Annotated in this window: 23 protein-coding genes and 4 pseudogenes; 13 read left to right on the top strand and 14 right to left on the bottom strand. The window is 62.3% G+C overall.

From position 1 onward, the window contains the following. Together E4P82_RS14855 and E4P82_RS14850 are read left to right on the top strand one after the other, a co-directional pair. Positions 1-213: pseudogene (locus tag E4P82_RS14855) on the top strand (integrase core domain-containing protein); the annotation flags it as partial. A 148-nt stretch (positions 214-361) separates the two neighbouring features. Further along, positions 362-1,024, top strand: coding sequence for a peptidoglycan recognition protein family protein (locus E4P82_RS14850; protein WP_312915223.1), 663 nt, complete (start codon positions 362-364; stop codon positions 1,022-1,024). 196 nt (positions 1,025-1,220) lie between these two features. Here E4P82_RS14850 and E4P82_RS14845 read toward each other — a convergent pair whose 3' ends face one another. After that, positions 1,221-1,880, bottom strand: a complete 660-nt coding sequence (locus E4P82_RS14845) for a peroxiredoxin (RefSeq protein WP_420887123.1) — start codon at positions 1,878-1,880, stop codon at positions 1,221-1,223. Positions 1,881-2,194: 314 nt separating this feature from the next. Between E4P82_RS14845 and E4P82_RS14840 the strand changes: the two are divergent. Continuing rightward, positions 2,195-4,880 (top strand): annotated as a pseudogene (locus E4P82_RS14840) (cation-transporting P-type ATPase). 25 nt (positions 4,881-4,905) lie between these two features. Here the strand turns inward: E4P82_RS14840 and mraZ are convergent. From mraZ to E4P82_RS14800, 8 genes and pseudogenes are all read right to left on the bottom strand, one after another. Beyond that, a complete protein-coding gene (gene mraZ / locus E4P82_RS14835; RefSeq protein WP_169249620.1) occupies positions 4,906-5,427 on the bottom strand; it encodes a division/cell wall cluster transcriptional repressor MraZ in 522 nt (173 codons plus the stop codon). Positions 5,428-5,553: 126 nt separating this feature from the next. Further along, the gene (locus E4P82_RS14830) at positions 5,554-7,341 is read right to left on the bottom strand and encodes an SPFH domain-containing protein (RefSeq protein ID WP_169249619.1); all 1,788 of its coding nucleotides are present in this window, start codon (positions 7,339-7,341) and stop codon (positions 5,554-5,556) included. Then, positions 7,338-7,520 (bottom strand): annotated as a pseudogene (locus E4P82_RS22275) (DUF779 domain-containing protein); the annotation flags it as partial. The pseudogene E4P82_RS22275 and the gene E4P82_RS14830, both read right to left, overlap by 4 nt. A gap of 157 nt (positions 7,521-7,677) precedes the next feature. Then, a complete protein-coding gene (gene modD, locus E4P82_RS14820; RefSeq protein ID WP_169249618.1) occupies positions 7,678-8,514 on the bottom strand; it encodes a ModD protein in 837 nt (278 codons plus the stop codon). A 75-nt stretch (positions 8,515-8,589) separates the two neighbouring features. Beyond that, positions 8,590-9,675 (bottom strand): molybdenum ABC transporter ATP-binding protein, encoded by a 1,086-nt coding sequence (gene modC, locus E4P82_RS14815; protein WP_169249623.1) that lies wholly within the window; start codon positions 9,673-9,675, stop codon positions 8,590-8,592. Further along, positions 9,672-10,346 (bottom strand): molybdate ABC transporter permease subunit, encoded by a 675-nt coding sequence (gene modB / locus E4P82_RS14810; protein WP_169249617.1) that lies wholly within the window; start codon positions 10,344-10,346, stop codon positions 9,672-9,674. The genes modC and modB overlap by 4 nt, the downstream gene beginning before the upstream one ends. Before the next feature lie 80 nt (positions 10,347-10,426). Continuing rightward, entirely contained in the window at positions 10,427-11,182 is a 756-nt protein-coding gene (gene modA, locus E4P82_RS14805; RefSeq protein WP_169249616.1) for a molybdate ABC transporter substrate-binding protein, read from the bottom strand. Positions 11,183-11,207: 25 nt separating this feature from the next. Beyond that, positions 11,208-12,014 (bottom strand): TOBE domain-containing protein, encoded by an 807-nt coding sequence (locus E4P82_RS14800; RefSeq protein WP_169249615.1) that lies wholly within the window; start codon positions 12,012-12,014, stop codon positions 11,208-11,210. 231 nt (positions 12,015-12,245) lie between these two features. Here E4P82_RS14800 and E4P82_RS14795 point away from each other — a divergent pair. Beyond that, a pseudogene (locus E4P82_RS14795) lies at positions 12,246-15,873 on the top strand (hydantoinase B/oxoprolinase family protein). 10 nt (positions 15,874-15,883) lie between these two features. On the opposite strand, the gene E4P82_RS14790 reads toward E4P82_RS14795, so the two are convergent. Then, positions 15,884-16,321, bottom strand: a complete 438-nt coding sequence (locus tag E4P82_RS14790) for an acyl-CoA thioesterase (protein WP_169249614.1) — start codon at positions 16,319-16,321, stop codon at positions 15,884-15,886. Positions 16,322-16,476: 155 nt separating this feature from the next. On the opposite strand from E4P82_RS14790, the gene E4P82_RS14785 reads away from it, so the two are divergent. From E4P82_RS14785 to E4P82_RS14745, 9 genes are all read left to right on the top strand, one after another. Then, entirely contained in the window at positions 16,477-17,436 is a 960-nt protein-coding gene (locus tag E4P82_RS14785; protein ID WP_169249613.1) for an arginase family protein, read from the top strand. A gap of 143 nt (positions 17,437-17,579) precedes the next feature. After that, the gene (glyA, locus tag E4P82_RS14780; RefSeq protein ID WP_169249612.1) at positions 17,580-18,833 is read left to right on the top strand and encodes a serine hydroxymethyltransferase; all 1,254 of its coding nucleotides are present in this window, start codon (positions 17,580-17,582) and stop codon (positions 18,831-18,833) included. Between the two features lie 27 nt (positions 18,834-18,860). After that, positions 18,861-19,334, top strand: coding sequence for a transcriptional regulator NrdR (nrdR, locus tag E4P82_RS14775; protein ID WP_169249611.1), 474 nt, complete (start codon positions 18,861-18,863; stop codon positions 19,332-19,334). After that, positions 19,334-20,419 carry a bifunctional diaminohydroxyphosphoribosylaminopyrimidine deaminase/5-amino-6-(5-phosphoribosylamino)uracil reductase RibD gene (gene ribD / locus E4P82_RS14770; RefSeq protein WP_169249610.1) on the top strand — a complete coding sequence of 362 codons (1,086 nt, stop codon included), beginning with the start codon at positions 19,334-19,336 and terminating at the stop codon, positions 20,417-20,419. The genes nrdR and ribD overlap by 1 nt, the downstream gene beginning before the upstream one ends. A gap of 69 nt (positions 20,420-20,488) precedes the next feature. Further along, a complete protein-coding gene (locus tag E4P82_RS14765) occupies positions 20,489-21,145 on the top strand; it encodes a riboflavin synthase (RefSeq protein WP_169249609.1) in 657 nt (218 codons plus the stop codon). 2 nt (positions 21,146-21,147) lie between these two features. Next, positions 21,148-22,251, top strand: coding sequence for a bifunctional 3,4-dihydroxy-2-butanone-4-phosphate synthase/GTP cyclohydrolase II (gene ribBA / locus E4P82_RS14760; RefSeq protein ID WP_169249608.1), 1,104 nt, complete (start codon positions 21,148-21,150; stop codon positions 22,249-22,251). Between the two features lie 132 nt (positions 22,252-22,383). Then, positions 22,384-22,863, top strand: coding sequence for a 6,7-dimethyl-8-ribityllumazine synthase (gene ribH / locus E4P82_RS14755; RefSeq protein ID WP_169249607.1), 480 nt, complete (start codon positions 22,384-22,386; stop codon positions 22,861-22,863). A gap of 3 nt (positions 22,864-22,866) precedes the next feature. Continuing rightward, positions 22,867-23,319, top strand: coding sequence for a transcription antitermination factor NusB (gene nusB, locus E4P82_RS14750; protein WP_169249606.1), 453 nt, complete (start codon positions 22,867-22,869; stop codon positions 23,317-23,319). Positions 23,320-23,404: 85 nt separating this feature from the next. Beyond that, the gene (locus tag E4P82_RS14745) at positions 23,405-24,100 is read left to right on the top strand and encodes an MBL fold metallo-hydrolase (protein ID WP_169249605.1); all 696 of its coding nucleotides are present in this window, start codon (positions 23,405-23,407) and stop codon (positions 24,098-24,100) included. An 18-nt stretch (positions 24,101-24,118) separates the two neighbouring features. Here E4P82_RS14745 and E4P82_RS14740 read toward each other — a convergent pair whose 3' ends face one another. From E4P82_RS14740 to E4P82_RS22895, 4 genes are all read right to left on the bottom strand, one after another. Further along, entirely contained in the window at positions 24,119-24,733 is a 615-nt protein-coding gene (locus tag E4P82_RS14740) for a tetratricopeptide repeat protein (protein ID WP_169249604.1), read from the bottom strand. A 113-nt stretch (positions 24,734-24,846) separates the two neighbouring features. Continuing rightward, positions 24,847-25,293 carry a DUF29 domain-containing protein gene (locus tag E4P82_RS14735; RefSeq protein ID WP_169249603.1) on the bottom strand — a complete coding sequence of 149 codons (447 nt, stop codon included), beginning with the start codon at positions 25,291-25,293 and terminating at the stop codon, positions 24,847-24,849. A gap of 29 nt (positions 25,294-25,322) precedes the next feature. Continuing rightward, positions 25,323-25,904 (bottom strand): alpha/beta fold hydrolase, encoded by a 582-nt coding sequence (locus E4P82_RS14730; RefSeq protein ID WP_281383701.1) that lies wholly within the window; start codon positions 25,902-25,904, stop codon positions 25,323-25,325. Next, positions 25,843-26,160: an alpha/beta fold hydrolase gene (locus E4P82_RS22895; protein ID WP_281383700.1), complete on the bottom strand. Its 318-nt coding sequence runs from the start codon at positions 26,158-26,160 to the stop codon at positions 25,843-25,845. Before E4P82_RS22895 ends, E4P82_RS14730 begins: the two co-directional genes overlap by 62 nt. Positions 26,161-26,260: the final 100 nt, after the last annotated feature.

The following is a 26,260-nucleotide window of genomic DNA, read 5'->3' as shown; positions in this document are numbered from 1 at the left end:
CGGTCGGCGGGCATGGGCATCCTGGAGCGCTTGAACCGCACCTTCAACGCACGAATTCGTCTTTTCGTCACGAGGTCAGTACCCTGGGCTGATCTCAAGACCCTGTTACCTGGATTCCAGTATTGGTATAACGAGCGCCGGTTGCACAGCCATTTGGAGTATCGTCCGCCCGCCACCGTTTTGGCCGACGAGGTGGCCGCTATACTCTCTTAACTATCGGAAGTCTTTTTTGGGGCAGTACAAATGTCATCATACGCACTGAGCTATATGGTGCTTTATCATCCCAAACTCGTACTGCCAAGATACGGTAATTCCAGTACGCGCTACGTGGATCGCCGCGACCCAGTAAAAATCAAATCCTATTGGAAAACAGCAAGACAAAAGCAATACCAGTGCTGGTCGCGGCTGTGATCGATCCAAGATCGACACCGTCACCATCCACATCATGGAACTGGCCCGCAATAGCGACGAAACCCGGTTCGACGGTGTCAACGCACACTTTGCGGTGCTTCGCAGCGGTACCGTCCTCCACCTCCACGACGAAAGCGAATACCTCTTCGCTTCCCATGATTTCAACTGTCGTTCCATTGCGGTGGAGTTTGAAGGTAACTACCCGTACAAACAGCAGAAAAATGGTCAATATCTATGGTGGAGCGACACCTACCCCACTCCTCGTTCCAAGCAGGACGGCCCCACGGTCGATCAAATCGTCGCCGGCCGCGCCTTGGTGAAATACTTTCGAGACCGGCATAAGATTCAAAACATCTTCGCGCACCGTCAGTCCTGCGGCAAAGTCTGTCCGGGTCCCCATTTGTGGTTCAATATCGTCAAATGGGGAGTCGAAAAACTGGGATTGAACGATGGCGGTCCTGGTTACACGACCAGCAATGACCACTGTTCAGGTAGCATCATCCCCAGTCACTGGCGCGACGAGAAATGGGCAATCGACCTCAGCAAACCTTTTTCCAACTCGACTTTTAGCGGACCAAGCCCAACCCACGGCAACATCTGCATTCCTCCCTAGCGGACTGCCCCCAACAATCGTGTCCCTCGTTGTATCAAGACGCTGAGGCGGGCGATACTCGTGTCACAACTACCGAATAAAGCCCCGCAGCGTCAAGCCACGGGGCCTCGTTCATTTCGGAATCGATCAAACGCGCGACTCGGTCAGTATAGGCAAGCGATCGCCCTGACTATCCGTTCCGACGCCTCGTCCCGACTTACAGCGATTTCTTGCAGAAATACCAGTCAGTACATTCGTACTCGCCCTGACTGACCCGCGCCTGCGCTTCCTCGGCGGTGGCCGGCGGCGGTACGATGACCTTGTCGCCCGGTTGCCAACCTTCGGGGGTGGCGACCTTGTTGGCATCGGAGGTCTGCAACGCCTGGACCAGACGTAGGAACTCGGCGATGGAACGGCCGTTGCTCATCGGATAATAAACCATGGCACGCAGGACGCCGTTGGGATCGATGATGAAGGTGGCACGCACGGCGGAAGTATCGGCCGCGCCCGGATGAATCATGCCATAGGCCCGAGCCACGGCCATCGACAGATCGGCGATGATCGGGAACTTGATTTCGACACCGAACTTCTCCTGAATGTTGCGCATCCAGGCCACATGCGAGTAGTGGCTATCAATGGACAGGCCCAACAACTCGCAATTCAGTTCGGCGAACGAATCCTGAGCCTTGGCGAAGGCCATGAATTCGGTGGTGCATACCGGGGTAAAATCGGCCGGATGGGAAAACAGCACCAGCCATTTGCCCTGATAGTCGGCTAGCTTGCGAACGCCATGGGTGGTGGGCGCCTCGAACTCGGGAGCACGCTCGTTCAAACGGGGTAGACCAACGGTCTCTTTCACGGGAGTCATGGTTTCCATGGGATGTTCCTCGGTTAGCAGAATCAATGTTGCAAATCCCCTAGAGAATTCACATGGTTAGAATATTAGCGCTTACTTATTTAGTAAAATTAATTATCGCTAACAAAGCCATACAAAATAGCTATGCCAAGGTATGAACCATCACCCGCCTCGCGGAGCTCCGCCAAACCACCGGCCGAACCGGGGCGACAAATCACGATTCCAATCAGGGAAAAGTCAGCGTTCGCCGTCAGCATAAACAGCGACCCTTAAAATGCGATGACATCAGACCATGAACATGCCCTCCNGCCCCCCCATCTCCACCTTGGCACACACTGGCCCCCGATCAGGTTCTACGCGAACTGGACACCGTGCTCGGCGGCCTGAGCGAAGAGGAAGCCACCCGACGGCTGGACACATACGGTCCCAACCGGCTACGCCCCCCGCAGCGACGCGGACCGTTCATGCGCTTCCTGCTGCAATTCCACAACGTATTGATCTACCTGCTACTGGTTTCGGCCGCGATCACCGGCGCGCTAGGCCATGGCATCGACACCGCCGTGATTCTGGGCGTGGTCCTGATCAATGCCATCGTCGGCTTCGTGCAGGAAGGCAAGGCCGAATCGGCCATGGCAGCCATCCGCAAGATGCTGTCGCCGCACGCCATGGTGCTGCGCGACGAGCAACGCCGGGAAATCCCGGCCGAGGCATTGGTGCCCGGCGACTGGGTGCTGCTGCAATCGGGTGATAAGGTGCCCGCCGACCTACGGCTGGTCGAGGCCAGAAATCTGCGGATTCAGGAAGCGGTGCTGACCGGCGAGGCCGAGGCGGTGCACAAAACCACGGCTCCCGTCCCAGCCGAGGCGGCACTCGGCGATCGCCGGAGCATGGCGTATTCCGGCACCCTGGTCAGCTACGGTCAAGGCTTGGGCGTGGTGGTGGCCACCGGCGAACAGACCGAGATCGGCCGGATCAGCATCCTGCTGGAGCAGGTCGAGGCCATCGCCACGCCCCTGCTGCGGCAGGTGGCGCAATTCGGCCGCTGGCTGAGCCTCGCCATCCTGGTGGTGGCCGGCGCTACCTTCGCCATCGGGGTGCTCTGGCGCGGCCAAACCATGGACGACATGTTCATGGCGGCGGTGGCGCTGGCGGTAGCGGCGATTCCCGAGGGATTGCCGGCGATCATGACCATCATCCTGGCCATCGGCGTCCAGCGCATGGCAACGCGCAACGCCATCATTCGCCGACTGCCAGCGGTGGAAACCCTGGGGTCGGTGACCGTCATCTGTTCGGACAAGACCGGCACCTTGACCCGTAACGAAATGACCGTGCAGCGTGTCGTCACCGCCGACCGGATTTTCGAAGTCAGCGGTGTCGGCTACGCGCCGATCGGTGGGTTCAGCGTCGGTGGCGAACCGATCATGCCGGAAGAGGCCGTCGACTTGCCGGCCATCGCCCGTGCCGTGCGCCTGTGCAACGACGCCAATCTGCGCGAGCGCGATGGCGAATGGTGCATGGACGGCGACCCCACCGAGGGCGCGCTGCTGGCCCTGGCACTGAAATCCGGCCTCGACCCGGTGGCCGAGCAAGCCCGGTTCCGCCGTCTGGACAGCATTCCCTTCGAATCCGAACACCGTTTCATGGCCACTCTGCACCACGATCATCACGGCGAGCATGTGATCCACGTCAAAGGAGCACCGGAACGGGTGCTGGCGATGTGCGCGGACGAACGGCATCCCGACGGTCCATGCCCCTTGCGCCCGGCATATTGGCATGAACAACTCGAAGCCTTGGCGGCGCAAGGTCAACGCGTGTTGGCGGTCGCCTACCGGCCGGTCCCCAAGACCCAGCACGAGCTGACCTTCGCCGACGTCGAGGCTGGTCTGACGCTGCTGGGTCTGCTTGGCATCAGCGACCCACCGCGCGAGGCGGCGATCCGAGCGGTACGACTCGCTCAACAGGCCGGCATCCGGGTCAAGATGATCACCGGCGACCATGGCGCCACGGCGCAAGCCATCGCCGCCCAGCTTGGCATCGGCGACAATCGACGAGTGTTGGCCGGACCGGAGCTGGAAGCGCTGGACGACGCGGCGCTGCGGGCGGTGGTTCTGGACACCGACGTGTATGCCCGCGCCAGCCCCGAGCACAAACTGCGGCTGGTCGCGGCCCTTCAGGACAACCGCCAAGTGGTGGCGATGACCGGCGACGGGGTCAACGACGCCCCAGCGCTCAAGCGCGCCGATGTCGGGGTGGCGATGGGGATGAAAGGCACCGAAGCGGCCAAGGAAGCAGCGGAAATGGTACTGGCCGACGATAATTTCGCCTCCATCACCCATGCGGTGGAGGAAGGCCGCACGGTGTACGACAATCTGCGCAAAGCCCTGCTGTTTACCTTGCCGACCAACGGTGCCGAGGCGCTGGTGATCATCGCCGCCATCCTATTCGGCACGGCCCTGCCGCTCACCCCAGTGCAGGTATTGTGGGTGAACATGGTGACGGCGGTCACGCTATCGCTGTCGCTGGCCTTCGAACCGGCCGAGGCGAACGTCATGCGACGCCGCCCGCGCGACCCCGGTGAACCGCTGGTGAACGGTTTCATGCTATGGCGGATCGCCCTGGTGTCGGTGCTGCTGGTGATCGCCCCGCTGAGCCTGTTTCTGTGGCAGACCGCGCAAGGCGTCTCTCACGAGGCGGCGCGTACCGTGGCGGTCAACGCGCTGGTGATAGGCGAGATCTGTTACTTGTTCAACAGCCGCTTCATGTTCGATTCCTCGCTGTCGCGCCGGGGCCTGCTGGGCAGCCGCGCGGTGCTGCTCACCGTCGGCATCCTGCTGGCATTGCAACTGGCCTTCACTTATTTCCCCCCCGGTGCAACGGCTGCTGGGCACCGCGTCGATCAGCGCCGTCGACTGGGGCATCGTCACCCTGGCCGGCTTGGCGGTCTTCCTGCTGGTGGAATTGGAAAAAGTGGCCTGGCGTCGGCTGCGGCCCCTACCGCCCACCGAGGAAACGACCGGATAAAAACATGCGGAGGCGGCGCTTCGGATCAATGGCGCGAATTGGGCGGTGCCGGCGGGAAATCCCGGAAAGAAGGAACCCGATCCTCGTCCGGTTCGGGACGATTCGCCGGACCCATGATTTCCTCGGCCAAGCCGGCGAAATCGGCCGGTTCGTTCGACAGCAACTGGTCGTACAGGGTCGGGTCCCAACACTCGATCCGATGGGCGTAGGCCAGCAGGATCACGGCGTCGAGGATGCCAGCATAGTCCAGCAGCCGCCGAGGCAACAACAGGCGACCGCTGCCGTCCAGCTCCAGTTCGGTCGCGCCGCGATGGAAATACCGGACGAACTCGCGGTGCTTCTTGACGTACAAGTTGAGGCCGTCGAGTTCGGCGGTCACCCGCCGCCATTCCGGCAGCGGGTACAGCACCAAGTGTTGTTCGAAACCGCGATTGACCACCAAACGCCCCTCGGCCTCGGGCGGCAACTGTTTTCTCAGCGCGGCCGGCAACGCGATCCGCCCCTTGGAATCGAGCTTGCATTCGAATTCGCCAAGAAAGTTTGCCATGACTTCAGCTTAGCCGCGTTCGACCATCCTTGACAAATCCTTGATCACTCGAAGGGCATGATCATTATGGACAAGTCGGCACCCGTTCCGGGAACCGTGGCCGGAACGGGTGAATAGGCGCGCTGCTCAAGGCGCCTTGGGACTGACCGGCGCGGTGGGTGGCGTACCGGCGGTCTGCCCCAAACCTCGCGCCACCGTGCTGTTACCGAGAAAGCCGAAGATGGCCGCCGCCGCCGGCAGCGAAGCACCGGACTCGCTGCCCTCCACCAGCACACTCGGCACCTTGACCGCGTCGGGATTGGCGGCGATAAACGCCAGCACTTCCTTGACCATCGCCAATTGGTAGGTCAACTCCCGGCCCAGCACATTGGCCTGGACCTGTTGGCCGGTGGCGATTTCCTGCAAGCGTAGCTTCTCGCCCTCGCCGCGCAATTGCGCCGCCGTGCGATCCTGCCGGGCCACCTCGACCTGGATTTCCGCTCGTACCAATTCCGGTTGCTGTTCGGCGGTGGCACGCGCCTTTTCGGTCTTGATCCGCTCTTCCTGAGCTTGCTGTTCCTTCTGGAAGGTTGTGATCATCTGCTGAGCCAATTGCTCACGCTTGCGGGCCAGTAGCAGTTCCGGCGGGATGACCGGATCGCCGAAGCGCACCTCGCGGATCGACACGCCGGCGTTGCGCGCCTCGGGAATCAGCGCGTCCAGCACCGCCTGCTCCAACTGCGGCCGCTTGTCCTGCAAATCCAGCACCCGGCGCACGCTTTGCAGATTGCCGCCGTCCTGCCCGGCCGCAAGCGGCGACGTGGACCCGGTGACGTTACGCACGATACTGCGCACGGTCGGGGTGATGATCTTGTCCTCGACCGCCTGTAAATCGCCCACCGAGGCCACCACGAACGGCGCGTCTTCCGGCGTGACCTGGGCCAGCACCCGCAGATCCTGCGGGATTTCCCAGCCCTCGACCCGCAGCAGCACGGCGTTATCAGCAGCGCTTTGTGGCGTCACGATCTCCTCCCGCTCGGCGGTCTGCTCGATCTGTCCGTTCTGATTCAAGGTCAGGTTGATCCGCCGCCGGGCGTACCCACCCTGGTACTGCCAGGTCTGAATGCGGGTATCCACCAACGAAACCTCGTAGGCGCGTCGATTGAGATAATAGGTGCCCGGCAACAGCGGCTCGTTCCAGACCCCACGACAACCCTTGGGCACCAGCGGAATCGACAGCTTGGTGGCACGCTCGTCGCGCACTGGCTGGCACGCGTCATCCGGTTTCTGCTGCACGTTCGACTTGATCACCGCCACGAAACCGGCGGGAACCGAAGTGGCTCGAAACAGATCTTCCTTGACGTAGACATCGAACAGGTACTGATTCAGTCGATAACGACCCGGCTTCAACACCGTCAGTTGCGGCCCCTTCTGACCTCGCCCCTCGGTCAGGAAATAGTGAGCGTCGAGCATTTTCTGTTCGTCGGGCCAGGCATCGGCCAGAAACTGATCCGCCCGCAGCGGCAGGCCGTCACGAGCGACGAGGTAGCCGTAGCGACCATCTGGAATGACCGTCACCGCTTGCTGCTCAACTTCGTACAACAGGTTCAGCAGCGGTTTGAAATGGAAGCCGGGACCGAGAATCTCCGCCTGAGGACCCGCCTCGCCATCCATGGCGATGATGTGGCCGGGCGGCAATTGCTTGAGCCCGTAGATCAGTTTCAGATGACCGACCTTGTCCTGATCGACGATCACGAACGAGGTCGCCAGAATCATGAACACCACCGCGAGCGACAAGGCAAAGCGCGTGCCGGTTCTGAGCCAGCCCAGCGACAGCGTCTTGCCGCTGCGGGTAGTTCGGCTTTCCGGGATCAGACGCGGCACGAAGATCGCGCCAAGCGCGAACAGGATGATCAATAGCAACAGAGTCATCATGCATCTCTTCGATAATGGAAAGAAAAGTCAGGCATGCGGGCGGTAGGCCGGCTCTTCCCCAACGCCGCCTGTTCCTCGTCGCCGAACAGGCATAAACGGATCAAAAAGCGCAATCCTTCCGATCCTTCCAGGGAAAACATGCCGCCCCGACCCGGAGCGACATCGATAATAAGCTGGGTTTATTTGCCCTCGCCTTCCGTAAGGGTAGACCGTCTGGAGAAATACCGCATGAGGCATCCCCAACCGGCTTGCGACTCCGGCGCGGCATCGATACCGCAAGTGCTTGGCCGATGTCGGTCGCTGCTTTTCCTCGCCTTTAATCCAGAGGCAATCGCTCTATGCCGCCTTGAAGAATTGCACCCGCACATCGCGCGGCGCGGCGTGATAAGGGGCGGATGTGGCAATCATCGCCGCTCCGGCGGCGACATAATCGGCGGCGTTCTCCACACGCACCCCGCCAGCGGCGACCAGTACTGGCTGCAATCCATCGATTTCCAGTCGTGCTCGACAGGCGCTTAATCCAGCGGGCGTGAATTTCTCCAGTTGCAGAACATCGACTCCCGCGCGCGCCCAGGTCAACGCCTCATCCGCCGAAACGACCTCCACCACGATCTTCTTTTCCGGTTGGCGGTTTCGCAATCGGGCAATGGCCGCGCTGGGGGACTCGTCGAGAAACAGGCGATGTTCGGCGAACACCAGCAGGGTTTCCGACAGACCGAGCCGATGCGCGATCGCGCCGCCGGCCTGGATCGCCTTGATCGACAACGCCTTGGTCCCCGGCGCGTTCTTGCGAGTGCAGGCGACGGGGACCGGCGCGGCGGCCCGTACCAGAGCCGCCGCGCCACTGGCGATGCCGCTGGCCCACTCCATCAAGGTCTGCGCGGTCTTCCACGCCCAGTGCAACGCTTCCGCCGGCCCTTCCGCAGTCAGCAGCAGCGTATCACTCTCCACCGCGACGCCAGAGGGAATCACTAGACAGGCATTGGCCCCAGCCAGCGCGAACAGACGCACGGCCTCTTCAACACCACAGACGGTCATCGCGCCACGGGCATGAAACTCCAGGCGACCCGGTCGCCCTCGCAAACCCAGCGATTCAGTGGTCAAATCGCCAAAGGGAACATCTTCAGCCAACAAACAGCTCAAGGCTGCATCGGATAGGGCGCATGAGTACATAACAGTCAGTCATCCTTTTTGCAGGTTTCAGATTTGGCGGATCAAAGCAAGGATTTGCCTTGCGCCGACATCGATTCAACCCAGCAGAGCCACTGCCTTGATCTGCGCCCACATCGATTTACCGGGCGTCACACCCAGATGATCGAGGGAATAACGAGTAATGCGGGCAATAAGCGGTGTGCCAGCGGCATCCAGCCGAACCAGTACATGCGCCGGCGTGTCGGCGTCGGCCACCTCCACCACGGTCGCGGGTAACAGATTGACGATGCTGGTGCCTTTGGCGCGGGCGAGGGCCAAACTGACATCCCGGGCATGGACGCGGAACCGCAACCGCCGCCCCAGGGATTCCTGGCGGCGAGCGACCACCACGCTGCCTCCCGGAAAATCGAGTCGGGTCAAACGATAGGTTTCGTCATGATCCGCCACGACCGCCTCGATAACCACGCCGGCATCCTCGGTGAAAGCGGTGGGTAAATCCAGTCGCGCCATGGTCTCCCGCAAACCGCCGGCAGCCACCACGCGGCCTTCGGACAGCAGCACGACGTGATCCGCCAACCGCGCCACTTCGTCGGGCACATGGCTGACGTAGCACACCGGAATCTCCAGCTCGTCGTGCAAGCGCTCCAGATAGGGCAGGATCTCGCTTTTTCGCTTCAGATCCAACGCCGCCAGCGGTTCGTCCATCAGCAGCAGTTCCGGGCTGGTCGCCAGCGCTCGGGCGATGGCCACTCGTTGGCGCTCGCCCCCGGAAAGCCGGTCGGGCATCCGGTCGAGCAGATGTCCAATGCCCAGTAATTCCACCGCATGATCCAGTGACACCTTATGCCCACCGTTCACTCGCTTTCGCCCGTAGTCCAGATTCTTCCGCACCGACAAATGCGGAAACAGGCTGGCTTCCTGGAACACATAACCCAGCGGGCGGCGATGGGTGGGCCGGCAAATGCCGCGCGCATCGTCCTGCCAGACTTCGCCTTTGAAATTCAGCGAGCCGACACTCTGTCGCTCCAATCCAGCCAGGCAGCGCAACAAGGTGGTCTTACCCGAGCCGGAATGTCCGAACAGCGCGGTGACCCCGCGACCGGGCAGACGCAGCTCGACATCCAGGTTAAATCCTGGCCAGGCTACCTGAAAGCGGGCATGAATCGCCTTGTCAAATGTCATTTCCAAGTGCTTGTCCCCTTGCGGGAGTAAAGAGCCAACAGCACCAGAAAACTGAACAGCAACATGCCGCCGGCCAGCACATGCGCCTCGGCATATTCCAGTGCTTCGACGTGATCGTAGATTTGCACCGATACCACTCGGGTCTTTTCGGGAATGTTGCCGCCGATCATCAGCACCACCCCAAATTCCCCGACCGTGTGGGCGAAACCGAGGATCGAAGCGGTGATGAAACCTGGTTTGGCCAGCGGCAGGACCACGGTAAAAAAGGCATCCCAGGGACTGGCTCGCAGCGTGGCCGCCACCTCCAGCGGTCGCGCGCCGATCGCCTCGAACGCCTGCTGCAAGGGCTGCACCACGAAGGGCATCGAATAAAATACCGAGGCCACCACCAACCCGGCGAAGGTAAAAGGCAATACGCCCCATCCCAGAAACTGGGTGAGTTGACCGATCGGCCCGTGCGGTCCCAGGATCATCAACAAGTAGAAACCCAGGACAGTGGGTGGCAACACCAGCGGCAAGGCCACCACCGCACCGATAACGCCTTTCCATTTTGAGTGGGTCCGGGCCAGCCACCAGGCGATGGGAGTCCCTACGATCAACAGAATCACCGTGGTGATCGTGGCGAGCTTGAGGGTCAACCAGACTGCGGCAACATTAGCTTCGCTCAGCATGCGCCGATGTTCTCGGAAGCCGTGGCAGAACCCCTCTCCCCGTGGGAGAGGGGCAGGAACAAGAGCGGTTTTCGATCACGTCACAGAGCATAACCGTAAGACTTGATGATGGCTGCGGCCTTGTCCCCTTTGAGGTATTCGACCAGCGCTCGCGCCGCCGGCTGATTCCGGCCCTTGGCGAGAATCGCCGCGTCTTGGCGGATAGGGTCGTGCAAGTTGGAAGGAACGACCCAGGCAGAGCCACCGGTCATTTGGCCGTCAGCCATCACTTGCGATAGGGCGATAAAACCCAATTCGGCGTTCTCCGTCACTACGAACTGATAAGCCTGGGAAATATTCTCGCCGGTGACGAGCTTGGGTTGGATGGCATCGAGCAAACCCAGTTGGGTCAGCGTGGCCACCGCCGCCGCGCCGTAGGGCGCGGTCTTGGGATTTGCAATCGCCAGATGCTTGAAGGCGCCCTTTTTCAACACCTCACCCTGATCATCGACAAAACCCGGTTTGGCCGACCACAGCACCAGGGTCCCGATGGCGTAGGTGAAGCGGCTGCCGGACACGGTATCGCCTTCGGTCTCCAGCTTGGCCGGGGTCTTGTCATCAGCGGCGAGAAAGACCTGGAACGGCGCACCGTTTTTGATCTGCGCGTAGAGCTTGCCGGTCGCGCCAAAAACGAGCAGGGCTTTATGTCCGGTATCTTTTTCGAATTCGGCGGCAATTTTCTGCATCGGCGCGGTGAAATTGGCGGCGACCGCCACCTGCACCTCGTCGGCCTGGACCGTCAAGCTGGAAACGGCGAGAACCAGGCCCGCCAGCAAGGGAGTAAAACGCGATTTCATGCGCGAGAATCCTGAAGTGAATGCGTCAGTCGTTGACGGCGAGAATGACATGAGAAGCCTTGATCAAGGCGCAGGCGCGTTGTCCGGGCACGAAACCCAACTCGGTCAGCGCTTCCCTGGTGATGATGGCGGTGAGCACCCGCCCGCCGGGAAGCTCCAGCTTGACTTCGCTATTGACCGCGCCAGGGACCACTTCCCGCACCGTGCCGTATAGCCGGTTACGGGCGCTGATACGCAGCTTCTCGTCCGGGGATAGGAGTACGAAGCTCGACTTGATCAGCACCATCGTTTCCTTGCCCAAAGCCAGACCGAGATCCTCCACGGCCTCGTTGGTGACGATGGCGAAGATCTCCAACCCCTCGCCCATATCCACCTTCACCTCACTGTTGACCGCTCCCTTTTCCAAGTAACTGACCTGCCCGAGAAACTGGTTCCTAGCACTGGTTTTCATGTTGATTGCCTTCAATAGGTTGTTGATCTGATCGAAATTTTTCACGCCAGCCTCCATGCGGGCCAGGAATCGCCGATGCTCGGCTTCCATGAGTCGGTAGCCGGCGATCACCTGCTTCCCGTAATCGGTAAGCAGGGTTCCCCCGCCGCCCTTGCCGCCGGTCGCGCGCACCACCAGGGGCTGGTCGGCCAGATTGTTCATCGCTTCCACCGCGTCCCAGGCGGTCTTGTAGCTCATCCCCATGCGCTTGGCGGCCCGAGCGATGGAACCACACTCGTCGATATGCTCCAGCAACTCGACGCGACCCGCCCCGAGATAACCGCAGCCTTTCCGGTTCAACCAAAACTGACCTGAAAATTCAAGAACTTGTGGCTTAGGCATATCCGATCTTCTCCGTTATCGTTATATTTTAATTTATATAACGATAACGGAACGAAGCTGTCAAGCCTGGAGAACGAGACGCGATGCCGTTGGCGATTCTGGCTCGATCACGATGGGAAAAGCCAGGGAATCTTGAATAGAATGACGCTCGGATGCTGATCAACGAATTATCCGGGTTTCGCTCTTTCATGAATCATGCGGCTTAGGCATCCGTCCACTGGAATATTCCCCATGACCGCTCCCCTGCTCTCCACCCCCGCCCGCTGGCAATTCTGGATCGACCGAGGCGGCACCTTCACCGATGTGGTCGCGCGGCGTCCCGATGGCCGACTGGTGGCACACAAGCTGCTCTCGGACAATCCTGAGCATTATCCCGACGCCGCCTTGCAGGGCATCCGCGATTTATTGGGAGTTTCTGCAGACCAACCGATCCCCGCCGAACGCATCGCGGCGGTGAAAATGGGCACCACCGTCGCCACCAATGCGCTATTGGAACGCAAGGGCGACCGTACCCTGCTGCTAATCACCCAGGGTTTCCGCGACGCCCTGCGCATCGCCTATCAGAATCGGCCAAAGCTATTTGCTCGCCAAATCGTGCTGCCGGAGCTGCTGTACGAGCGGGTCGCCGAAGTGCGCGAGCGGGTATCGGCCCAGGGCGAAGTCCTCGCCCCATTCGATGCCGACGATGCCCGCCGCTCGCTGGAAACGGCTTGGCACGCCGGCATCCGCGCCGTCGCCATCGTCTTCCTACATGGCTATCGCTTCCCGGAACACGAGCGGCTGGCGGCGGCCTTGGCCAAGCAGATCGGCTTCACCCAGATTTCGACATCGCACGAGGTCAGTCCACTGATGAAGCTGGTTGGACGCGGCGACACCACGGTGGTGGACGCTACTTGTCACCGATCCTGCGCCGCTACATCGACCGGGTCGCCAGCGAACTGAGCGGCGCGCGACTATTGTTCATGCAATCCCACGGCGGTCTGGCCGACGCTCACCATTTTCGCGGCAAGGACAGCATCCTGTCCGGCCCGGCCGGCGGCATCGTCGGCGCGGCGCGCACCGCCGCCCGGGCCGGTTTCGAGCGGATCATCACCTTCGATATGGGCGGCACTTCCACCGATGTCGCCCACTACGCCGGCGAGTACGAACGCGCCTTCGAAACCCTGGTGGCCGGAGTACGGCTGCGGGCGCCGATGCTGCATATCCACACTGTGGCGGCCGGCGGCGGCTCGATCTGCCGCTTCGACGGCGGTCGGCTGCGGGTAGGACCGGAATCGGCCGGCGCCAATCCGGGACCGGCCTGCTATCGGCGCGGCGGGCCGCTGACCGTGACCGACTGCAATCTGCTGCTGGGTCGGATTCAACCAGCCTTCTTTCCCAAGATCTTCGGTCCCGATCAGAATCAACCTTGGATCGGGATACGGTCGCGCGTCAATTCGCCGCGCTGGCCGTCGAGATCGAAGCGGAAAGCGGCGCGCGCTACACCCCGACGGAACTGGCCGAGGGCTTTCTCAAGATCGCCGTCGAAAACATGGCCAACGCGATCAAGCAGATCTCGACCCAGCGTGGCTACGACGTGACCGAATACACCTTGTGCTGTTTCGGCGGCGCCGGCGGTCAGCACGCCTGCGCGGTGGCCGACGCGCTAGGGATGCCGACCATCTTCATCCATCCGCTGGCCGGGGTACTGTCGGCCTATGGCATGGGTCTGGCCGATGCCCGGCTGCTGAAGGAACGCGCGGTCGAAGCCCCATTGTCGGCCGAGTTGATGCCGGTGCTGGAACGCACCTTCGGCGAGTTGGAACAAGCAGGCCGGGCAGCCATGCAAGCCCAGGATCTTCCCACCGGCCCGATTCAAGCCCTGCGCGGCGCTCGTCTGCGCTACACCGGTAGCGATACCGCCCTACTGGTCGCCGCCGACGATCCGAGTGCGCTGACGGCGCGCTTTACCGACGCCCACCGGCGACGCTTCGGCTTCATCCTGCCCAACAAGGCGCTAATCGTGGAAGCGGCGCAGGTCGAGATCGTCGGCGGCGGTTTCGACATGCGAGAAGCGACCACGGCAACCGCGCCACGCCACGGGCCGCTGGCACCGACCGCCCAAGTCGCGCTGCATTTTGCCGGCACAGAACACGCCGCGCCATTCCACCGCCGCGCCGATCTGCGGCCCGGCGACCGCATCGTTGGCTCGGCGATTCTCGGCGAAACCGGCGCGACCACCCTGATCGAACCGGGCTGGCAGGCCGAGGTCGGCGCCCACGACGATCTGGTGCTGACCCGCCACCAGCCCCGCCCGCAACGGGTCGCGGTCGGCACCGACGTCGATCCGATCATGCTGGAGGTGTTCAACAATCTGTTCATGGCCATCGCCGAGCAGATGGGCGTAACCCTGGCTAATACCGCTCATTCGGTCAACATCAAGGAGCGGCTGGATTTCTCCTGCGCGCTGTTCGACCGGGATGGCCAGCTCATCGCCAACGCCCCGCACATCCCGGTCCATCTCGGCTCGATGGGCGAAGCGGTTCGGGCCATCATCGACGCCCACCATGGCCACTTCCAAGCCGGCGACGTGTACGCGACCAACGCGCCCTATAGCGGCGGTACCCACCTGCCGGATGTGACCGTCATCACCCCCGTCTTCGACGACGCCGGTCGGGAACTCCTGTTCTACGTCGCCTCGCGCGGTCATCACGCCGACATCGGCGGCATCACGCCCGGCTCAATGCCGCCGGACAGCGTCCGCATCGACCAGGAAGGCGTGCTGCTGGACAACGTGCCACTGGTGAGCGCGGGTCAATTTCGCGAACAAGATTTGCTGGCGCGACTCGGCGCCGGACCGTGGCCGGCGCGCAACGCCAAGCAGAATCTGGCCGACCTGCAAGCGCAGATCGCCGCCAACGAAAAGGGCGCTCGGGAACTGCGGCGGATGGTCGCGCACTTCGGTTCGGACACGGTCCACGCCTACATGCGCCACGTTCAGGACAATGCCGCCGAACAGGTGCGGCGGGCGCTGGATCGGCTGAGCGATGGCGCGTTCGCCTACGAGATGGACAATGGCGCGGAGATTCGGGTCGCCATCCGCCTGGACCGTGCCCGGCGCACCGCTCGTATCGACTTCACCGGCACCTCGCCGCAACAGCCCAACAATTTCAACGCGCCGCGCGCGGTGTGTCTGGCGGCGGTGTTGTACGTATTCCGCACCTTGGTGGACGACGACATTCCGCTCAATGCCGGCTGCTTGCGCCCTCTGGACATCGTGATTCCGCCCGGTTGTCTGCTCGATCCCCGCCCACCGGCGGCGGTGGTGGCAGGCAACGTGGAAACCTCGCAATGCGTGGTGGACGCGCTGTATGGCGCGCTGGGAGCGATGGCCGCCGCCCAGGGCACGATGAACAACTTCACTTTCGGCAACGACCAGCATCAATACTACGAAACGATCTGCGGCGGCGCTGGCGCGGGGCCGGGTTTCGATGGCGCATCGGCGGTGCATACCCACATGACCAATTCCCGGTTGACCGACCCGGAAGTGCTGGAATGGCGATTCCCGGTGCGGGTGGAAGAATTCGCCATCCGCGCCGGCAGTGGCGGCCCGGGTCGCTGGCACGGCGGCAACGGCGCGATCCGCCGCATCCGTTTTCTGGAGTCCATGACCGCCGCGATCCTGTCCGGCCACCGCCGGATCGCACCCTACGGCCTGCGGGGCGGCGCACCGGGCCACGTCGGACGCAACGCGGTGGAACGCGCGGATGGGAAGATCGAGGAATTGCCCGGCACGGCACAGGTGACGGTACGGACGGGCGATGTGTTCGCGATCGAAACGCCGGGCGGCGGCGGCTACGGCGCGGCTGACCCGAACTGAGGACCCCGGCTCACCAATATTGTTGGAAATCCGGCCCTCGTTCCGGCAGCTTGCGCGGCGAGCCGTCGTCGTTGACCGCCACGTAGACGATGACCGCCTCGGTCACCTGGTCCGCCAGCAGCTTGCCGTCGCGAGCGCGCTGGACGAACACCTCCACCTTGACGGTGATCGAGGTCGAGCCGACTTTCTGAATCCGGGTAAAACAGCTCACCAGATCGCCGACGAACACCGGCTTGTGAAATTCTATCGAGGTCACCGCCACGGTCGCCACCCGGCCGCCGGCGTATTCCATTGCCACCACGCCGCCGGCAATATCCATTTGCGCCATGATCCAGCCACCGAAGATGTTGCCGTTGGGATTGGTATGGGCCGGCATGGCCAGAATGCGGACCGTCGGCTGGCGGTCGCGAGGAAAGATATCCCGCCCTTGCTGTGTGTTTGCGGACATCGGTTCTCCTGATGGCAACGGAAATGGATAGGGTGGCCCGCGCTCGGCTGCATTTCGGTCGACCGGGACGTCATATTCGGGACGTCATATTTATGTCAAGTTCGGCTATGATACCGCGCTGCGAAACCGACCGCCCCCAATGAGGATCGAGAGTAATGGCGCGAAGCAGAACGGTGGCTGTGTACACCGGTGAAGAACTGGGCCGCTACGGGTTCGAAGACCACCCGTTCGGAGAGAACCGCATCCATGCCTTCTGGGACGAGATGCATATTCGCCACTTCGACTACCAGGTGCGCGTGTTGCATCCCGCCACCGCCACCGAGGAGCAGATCAGACTGTTCCATACATCCAAGTACGTCGAAAAGGTCAAAACCTATTCCGAGGTGGGAGAGGGCTTGCTGGATTACGGCGACACTCCGGCCTACAAAGGGGTATTCGAGGACGCCGCGGTAGTGGTCGGCACGGTGATCGACGCTACTCACAGAATCATGACCAACGAGGTCCGGCGGGCCTTCGTGCCCATCGCCGGCCTGCACCACAGCATGCCCGATACCGCTTCCGGTTTTTGCGTGTTCAACGACGCCGGCGTGGCCATCAAGATCCTGCAACAGGAATATGGCCTGGAACGCATCGCCTACGTCGATATCGACGCGCATCACGGCGACGGGGTGTTTTATCCCTTCGAGTCCGATCCGACCGTCATCTTCGCCGATATCCACGAGGATGGCCGCTACAACTTCCCGCAGAGCGGCTTTTCGCATGAAGTCGGCAAGGGTCCGGCCAAGGGACGCAAGCTCAATATCCCGTTGTTGCCGCTCTCAGCCGACGATGATTTCATGATGATGTGGGACAAGGTCGAAGGGTTTCTACGCCAGTGGGAGCCGCAGTTCGTGATCATGAACTGCGGCGCCGATGGGCTGGACGGCGATCCGCTGGCCCATCTGCACTACACCGCTCGTGCCCACAGCCGCGCCGCCCGAGGCTTGTGCCAGATCGCCGAGGAGTTCGCCGAAGGCCGCATTCTCGCCGTTGGCGGCGGCGGCTACGAGCTACGCAACGTCGCCAAGGCATGGACCGCCGTGGTGGACTCCTTCCTGGAAACCCCGATGCGCTGACCGGTTCGGTCCGCGTCCGTCATCATCCCCGCCGACGAATCTCCTGCCATCCGCCGGCTATATCGGGTATCATCGGCAGTTTTCCACAGCCCGCCCGCGCTTTCGTTCGAAGCAGCGGGCGCCCGTTTTTGCGGAGGTTGCGAATGTTCAGTCGAGAGATGCGGATCGCCGGATTTGACAATGAATTGTGGGCCTCCCTGCAAAGCGAAAAACAGCGCCAGGAAGATCACATCGAGCTGATCGCCTCGGAAAACTACGCCAGCCCGCGCGTGCTAGAGGCACAGGGTTCGGTGCTGACCAACAAGTACGCCGAAGGCTATCCGGGCAAGCGCTATTACGGCGGTTGCGAGTTCGTGGACATCGCCGAACAACTGGCGATCGACCGCGCCAAGCGACTGTTCCACGCCGATTACGCCAATGTCCAGCCCCACTCCGGCTCCCAGGCCAATGCCGCCGCCTACATGGCGCTGCTGGAGGCGGGCGATACCATCCTGGGCATGAGCCTGGCGCACGGCGGCCATCTCACCCACGGCGCCAAGGTCAATTTCTCCGGCCGGCTGTATCAGGCGGTGCAATACGGCCTGGACGAGGCCACCGGCGAGATCGATTACGATCAGGTCGAACGACTGGCGTTGGAGTGTAAGCCCAAGATGATCGTCGCCGGTTTCTCGGCCTATTCGCGGGTGGTGGACTGGTCGCGTTTTCGGGCCATTGCCGATCAGGTGGGCGCTTATTTCTTCGTGGACATGGCGCATGTCGCCGGGTTGGTCGCCGCCGGCATCTATCCCAACCCGGTTCCCATCGCCGACGTGGTCACCACCACCACCCACAAGACCCTGCGCGGCCCGCGTGGCGGTCTGATCCTGGCTCGCGCCAATCCCGAGATCGAGAAGAAATTGAATTCGCAGGTCTTCCCCGGCACTCAGGGTGGTCCGTTGATGCACGTCATCGCCGCCAAGGCGGTGGCTTTCAAGGAAGCTCTGGAGCCGGAGTTCGTCGACTATCAGAAGCAGGTCCTCGCCAATGCCCGCGTCATGGCCGGCGTCTTTATCGAGCGTGGTTACGATGTGGTCTCTGGCGGTACCGACGATCACCTGTTCCTGGTCAGCCTGATCGCCAGGGGCCTGACCGGCAAGGCCGCCGATGCCGCGCTGGGCCGGGCCTGGATCACCGTCAACAAGAACGCCGTGCCCAACGATCCACAATCGCCGTTCGTCACCAGCGGTATCCGCGTCGGTTCGCCGGCCATCACCACCCGAGGGTTCAAGGAGCGTGAATGCCGCGAGCTGACCGGCTGGATATGCGACATTCTCGACGATCTCGACAACGAGGCGACCATCGAGCGGGTGCGCGGCCAAGTCGCCGAACTGTGCGCCAAGTTCCCGGTCTACGGCTGATCGCACGCTCCACGCGAGACGGCGGCGGTGCATTGCCCGTTCTGCGGCACACCCGATACCCGGGTGATTGACTCGCGACTATCGGCGGAAGGCGACAAGGTGCGCCGCCGCCGTGAATGCGTTCGCTGCAACTCCCGCTTCACCACCCACGAGATCGCGGAGCTGCTGATGCCGTTGGTGGTCAAGCGCGATGGCCGCCGCGAACCATTTCTGGAGGAAAAACTGCGCTCCGGCCTGCTGCGAGCGCTGGAAAAGCGACCCGTCGGCACCGAACGCATCGAAGCGACCCTACTGCGCGTCAAGAACCGCGCCCGCGCCGGGGGAGAACGGGAGTTGAGCAGCCGACAGATCGGCGAATGGGTGATGGAGGAATTGCGCGGTCTGGACCCGGTGGCCTATGTCCGCTTCGCCTCGGTTTATCGCAGCTTCGAGGACGTCAACGCCTTTCGTGAGGAAATCGAGCGGCTGCAAGCCCCTTCCGGCACGGTGGATCCCGAGTGATGTCCCCCGACGATCATCGCTACATGGCACGGGCCCTAACGCTGGCCCGGCGCGGCCTGTACGGCACCGACCCCAATCCACGGGTCGGCTGCGTGCTGGTCGATAACGGCGCGATCGTCGGCGAGGGCTGGCACGAACGCGCCGGCGAGGCCCACGCCGAGGTGATCGCCCTGGAAGCGGCCGGCGACCGGGCGCGCGGCGCCACCGCCTATGTGACCCTGGAACCGTGTTGCCATCACGGCCGCACCGCACCCTGCACCGACGCGCTGCTCCACGCCGGCATCGGCCGGATGGTGGCTGCGATGCCCGATCCGAACCCGCAAGTGGCCGGCAAGGGTCTGAAGCAATTGCGGGATGCCGGCGTGGTCGTGGATTGCGGGTTGTTGGAAGCCGAGGCGCGAGCGCTGAACCCCGGCTTTATTCAGCGCATGACGCAGGGTCGCCCCTTTGTCCGCGTCAAGCTGGCGATGAGCCTGGACGGGCGCACCGCGCTGGCTTCCGGCGAAAGTCGATGGCTGACCGGCGAAGCCGCGCGTCAGGATGTGCAACGACTGCGGGCGCGCGCTTCGGCGATCCTGACCGGCATTGGAACTCTGCTGGCCGATGACCCCAACCTGAACGTCCGTTTGCCGGAAGTCGAACGCCAGCCGTTGCGAGTGATTCTCGACACCACACTGCGCACGCCGCCCACCGCCCAAACCTTGCGATTACCCGGTTCGGTGCTGATCTTCACCGCCGTCGCCGATGCGGCGTTGCATGCGCCCCTACGAGCGACCGGCGCGGAAATCGTGGTCACGCCGCGCGCCGGACAAGGTCTGAATCTGCGCGCCGTGATGGCGGAACTGACCCGCCGCGAGTGCAACGAAATCCATGTCGAATGCGGTCCAACCCTGGCCGGTGCCTTGTTGCAGGCTGGACTACTGGATGAACTGGTGGTCTACATGGCACCGGTGCTGCTGGGCGACAAGGCGCGTGGGCTGTTCCAGTTACCGGAACTGGCACGGATGAGCGAGCGGACGGCGTTGGAAGTCGTGGAAACGCGGGCGGTTGGAAAGGATTGGCGACTGACGCTACGGCTGCGATAGTGTCGGCCCGTCGCACCCTGAAATCTCTCGTAACCGAGGCTGTCCTGGCCTGAACGGGGTAACGTCATCATGTTCACCGGCATCATCACCGCAGTCGGAACCATCGCCGCCCTGCAACCCCGTGGTGGCGACATGCGCCTGCGCATCGCCACCGGCAAGCTCGACCTGAGCGACGTACAGCTCGGCGATAGCATCGCCGTCAGCGGTGTCTGTCTGACCGCCATCGAATTGCCCGGCGACGGCTTCTGGGCCGACGCCTCGCGTGAGACGCTGGAACTCACCATCCTCGGCGAAATCGCGCCCGGCATGAAGGTCAATTTGGAAAAAGCCCTGACCCCCACCACTCGGCTCGGCGGCCACTTGGTCAGCGGCCATGTAGATGGCATCGGCACGGTCAGCGAATGGCGTCCCGACGGCCGCTCCTGGCGGTTGCGCGTCCAGACCCCGGACGCGCTAGCCCGTTACATCGCCGCAAAAGGCTCCATCTGCGTGGACGGCGTCAGTCTGACCGTCAACCGGGTGGACGGCGCGGCTTTCGAATTGAACATCGTCCCGCACACACTGGCGGAAACCACGCTCGCCAACTTTCAGGTGGGACGACGGGTCAATCTGGAAGTGGACCTGATCGCCCGCTACCTGGAACGGTTGTTGTTGGGCGACCGTGCCGCCCGACCCGGCGGCGATCTGACCGAAGCGTTATTGCGCGAACACGGTTTCTGGAAATAGCCATGGCACTCAACAGCATCGACGAAATCCTCACCGATTTTCGGCAAGGCAAGATGGTCATCATCATGGACGACGAAGACCGGGAAAACGAAGGCGACCTGTTGATAGCCGCCTCCCTGGTGCGCCCGGAAGACATCAATTTCATGGCCCGCTACGGGCGCGGCCTGATCTGTCTGCCGTTGACGCGCGAACGCTGCCAACAACTGCGCCTGCCCCTGATGGTGCAGGACAATTCGTCGCCCTACTCCACCAACTTCACGGTGTCCATCGAAGCAGCGCAAGGCGTCACCACCGGCATTTCCGCCTACGACCGCGCCCATACCATCCGCACCGCTGTCCGACCCGACGCCCGGCCCGAGGATCTGGTCCAGCCCGGCCACATCTTTCCACTGATGGCGCAGCCTGGCGGGGTGCTGACTCGCGCCGGGCACACCGAAGCCGGCTGCGATCTCGCGCGATTGGCCGGCTTGGAACCGGCGGCGGTGCTCATCGAAATCCTCAACGAAGACGGCACGATGGCCCGCCGGCCCGATCTGGAAGCTTTCGCCACCCAGCACGACATGAAAATCAGCACCATCGCCGCCCTGATCCGCTACCGGATGCAGAACGAAAAAACCGTCGAGCGGGTCGCCGATACCACCTTGACCACCGAGTTCGGTCCATTCCGGGTCTTGACCTATCAGGATGCGATCAGCCGGCAGGTGCATTTCGCTCTGGTCAGGGGCGATATCGATCCCGAACAACCGGTTCTGGTCCGGGTCCATGTGCAGAATTTTCTGAGCGATCTGCTGGCGATCCGCCTGTCGGAAAATAGTTGGCCCTTGCGCGATGCCCTGCGGCGGGTGGCGGAGGAACCGGCCGGCGTGCTGGTGTTTCTAAGCCACCTCGAAGAGCCGGCGGCCCTGATCCGGCGCATGCGCGGCTACCAGTTCGGCACCAGCGAGACCGCGCATCCCTCCGATCAATCCACCGAACTGCGTACCTACGGCATCGGCGCCCAGATTCTGCTCGACATCGGCGTGCGGCGAATGCGGGTACTCAGCGCGCCCAAACGCATCAGCGGGCTATCGGGCTTTAATCTGGAAGTCGTGGAATACGTCGCCTGAACACCTTTTCCCTAGAGGCGTTTTCTCCTAGTCCCTGGTGCGTCAACCACTTGAGAGACGCCCTCATTTCCGACCCCTCGCCCACAAGGAGAGGGGAGTTTTTGTACCGCGTATCATTACGGAATCCTCGCCATGCATCCCATCAACATCATCGAAGGCGACTTCACTCCGCTCCAGGACGCCCGCTTCGCGCTGGTGGCGTCACGGTTCAACAGTTTCATCGTGCAGAGCCTGATCAACGGTGCGGTGGATACCCTATGCCGGCATGGTGTCCCGGAAACCGGCATCGACCTGATCTGGACCCCCGGTTCCTTCGAACTACCATTGGCCGCGCAAAAACTGGCCGCCAGCGAACGCTATGACGGCATCGTCGCGCTGGGCGCGGTGATTCGCGGCGGCACCCCGCATTTCGAATACGTCGCCGGCGAGTGCGTCAAGGGACTGGCCAGCGTTTCGCTGGAATACGATATTCCCCTCGGCTTCGGCGTGCTTACCGTCGATACCATCGATCAGGCGGTGGAGCGGGCGGGCACCAAGGCGGGCAACAAAGGCGCCGAGGCGGCGATGGCGATGCTGGAGATGGTCAGTCTGCTGCGACGGCTGGAAGGCTGAACCATGGGTGCTCCGGCTCGAAAAACCCAGCCCGGCAAACGCGGTTGGGCACGGCGCTGTGCCGTACAGGCGCTGTATCAGTGGCAATTGACCGCGCAGTCCCCCAGCATGATCGAAGCCCACTTTCTGGCGGAAGAGGACTTGCAAAAAGCCGACACCGCCTATTTCCGAGAACTGGTCCATCAGATTCCGGCACGGGTGACGGAAATCGATACCGCCCTGGATCCATTACTGGACCGGCCGCTGATACAGGTGGACCCCGTGGAGTGCGCCATCCTGCGGATCGGCGCTTACGAACTGATGCAACGCCCGGACATCCCCTACCGGATCGTTCTCAACGAGGCGGTCGAGCTGGCCAAGGTGTTCGGCGCCGAACAGGGGCATCGTTTCATCAACGGGGTGCTCGACAAGCTGGCGCGTGGCGCGCGGCCGGTCGAATTCGACGCACTCTCTTGAGACTACCTTCACACGATCGAGTCGAGTAGACAGCACCGCGACCATAGCCTATGTTAGTTTCGAACCCACTCGAATCCACCGCGCCATGCAACTTGAACCCATCGCCATTACCGCCGAAGTTTTTCAGGTGGGTGGATACGGTCTGACCGCACCCGAAGACGCCGCCATCTACCTGATCAACTTCGACGGTCACGCGGCGCTGGTGGACGCCGGCGGGGGTCGCGAACAAACGCGTCTGCTCAACCATCTCGCCACAGTCGGCGTGCTCCCCGCGCAAATCGAATACCTGCTGCTGACCCACTGCCATTACGACCACGCCGGCGGCGCTCACAGCCTGCGGAAACACCTGGGTTGTCCGGTGGTTGCCCACACGCTGGATGCTGTTTTTCTGGAAAGCGGCAACAACGAGATCACGGCGGCCGACTGGTATGGTACTCATATACACCCCTGCCCGGTGGACCGCCCCTTGCGTGAGCTGCGCCAGACCTTGCCACTGGGTGGGCGTACCATCACCGCCTTGCACATCCCCGGCCATTCCCCCGGCTCGCTGGCCTATCTAATCGAATCCGAGGGCAAGCGAGTCGTGTTCGCCCAGGACGTGCACGGACCGCTGGATCCGGTCCGCCTGCGCTCCAACCGTACCGATTACCTGGCCTCGCTGGAACGGCTGCTGGCGCTGAACGCGGACATTCTCTGCGAGGGGCATTACGGCATCTTTCGGAGCAAGCCGGTGGTGACCCGCTTCATCCATTCATGCCTGAACGCGGCGCTCGGACCGTAGCGAGCCGGTCGAAACCCATTATTGCGGCAACCCCAGCAATTGCAGCGTTCGCCGCAATGCCGTGCGGGTCACCTCGTCGTTCTCCGGCGCCAGCGCCGCCTGCATCATCAGTTCCCTGGTTTTCGGAGCATCCTGAGAATAGCGGTAGCTGTTGGCGAACGCCCCGATCGCCTTGTCCACCTCGCCCATTGCTCCATACACCTGACCCAGATTGAACCAGGTGGATGCCCGCTCCGGCGCCAGCGAGAGCGTATACACCAATTGGTGCTCGGCGCGTTTGAACTGGCCGAGCTTCAGTTGGACGTAGCCGAGATTGCCGCTGACCTCGACATCGGCGGGATCGGCCTGCTGGGCTTGCTGGAAAGCATCCAGGGCAGATGAAAAATCGTTGCGCCGCAATGCGTCCAGACCCTGCTTGTTCAGGGCGCGAGCCTCCTTGACGTTCTGGCGCGCTGGCCTGGGCACGCTTTCCAGTTGCCGCAGCGTCGCGCTCATTCCAGCCGTATCGTTTTTCGCCGACTGTGCCAGCATCTGCTGGACATACCCGAAAACCGCTTCGTACGGGCCAGCCCAAGCTGGCGCCATTACGCTCAACACCACCGCCACCGCCAGTATTTGCAATCGGTCACGCATCGTCTTGTTCTCTCCGCTGTCCGCCTGGGATCGGTCTACTGTATTTGCCGCGCCAAGCGTTTGAAAATCGCATGATCTCTCCGACCTCCTTCTTCTCATTGGTTTCCAAAACCTTAAGCAGACTCGGGTAACCAATCTTCATCGAGAATTTGTTCGAGACGATAAGGACACTCGACTGGGAAGAGGTGTCGCTCCAAATCGGTTTCAAGCACCGTATCGCGCACCGCTTTGCCGTATACCCTGGTCAAGGTATCGCCATCCAGCAGGCTCTTTAAGCTGGGCGACTGTTCCAACAACCGTTCGATGGCGGTACGTTGATGACTGACGGTCAACAACCAGCTTTTACCGCGACGTTCAGGTTGGTACTGGTATTTCAGCAAATGCGAAAGTAGCACCTGTAGGCGACTCAACAGCTCCCGACGTTCGCTTGCGCTCATGCCTTCCAGTTCCTCGGCGATATGCTCGGCGTCAATCTTGGCAAGCTTGCCTTCACGCAATAGCCGGGCGTTTTGCACGGCCCAGGCGTGGAAATCAGTTTCGTAGGTCACCGTCTCGCTCATGGCGATCTCCAAAAAGGGGGTACGGATACTTATCGTCGCCGTTGCAAAAACCGCGTCACCTCCAATGCGAACGATTCCGCGCGCCAGGTGTTGCCGGCAGTCACATGAGTGGCATACGGCATCACCCACAACCCACAATTGGGAATCGTGCCGAACATCTCCAGAATCTGCTCCAGCGGCGCCACCGGATCACGGTCGCCGACCACGAGCAAGGTCGGCTGCGCCATGCGCTCCAGAATCTCCAGATCGTGCGCGTGGTCGGTGGTGGCCGGTTCCAATGCCTCCGACACCCGACCGATCACCTCCTCCCAGGCATTCGGCCCACCCTGCGGTCGGTGGATGTCGCTCAGCCATTTGTGCATGCCGACCCCGCGCCAGTAGGCCGGATCGGCCATGCCGCGAGTACCGGCATGCGTATTCTCGTCCTTGCGGTAGCCCACCCGGTACAGCACCAGCTTGCTCACCCGTTCGGGATGGTGGACAGCGAGCCACAGCGCCACCGCCCCACCCAGCGAAGATCCAACCAGATGCGCCCACGGCAATGCCAGTTCATCCAGCAATTCCAGCACCGCCCGGCCCATGTCCCCGACGATCAGCCTCTCGGCGATCATCGGGGCTGCGGCCGTGACCGAGATGATCGGGCACGACCACTCGAAAATGGCGGGCGAGCAACGGGATTTGCGGCGTCCACTCCGCCCCGCTCATCCCGCCGCTGTGCAGCAGTATCAGCGGCTCGCCTTGGCCGCTTTGGGTGTAGTGCAGAGTAGCCATGCCGGCATCCTCCATTCGGTGGTCGACACGGCGATTATAGCCACCCTTGGCCACTTGCCGGATAATGGCGTGATTCGACTCAGGAGAATGGTCCATGGCGATGACATCCCGCAGCCACCGTGCGCTCGGCCCGCACGGCTTCCACCGCGTTCACTACACCGAATGGGGCGACCCCGACAACCCCAAGGTATTGATC

It is taken from the genome of Candidatus Competibacter phosphatis, from assembly GCF_012939995.1.
Lineage (GTDB): Bacteria > Pseudomonadota > Gammaproteobacteria > Competibacterales > Competibacteraceae > Competibacter > Competibacter phosphatis.
Note: the sequence above shows the minus strand (reverse complement) of the source record. Positions and strands in the feature narration are given on the sequence as shown.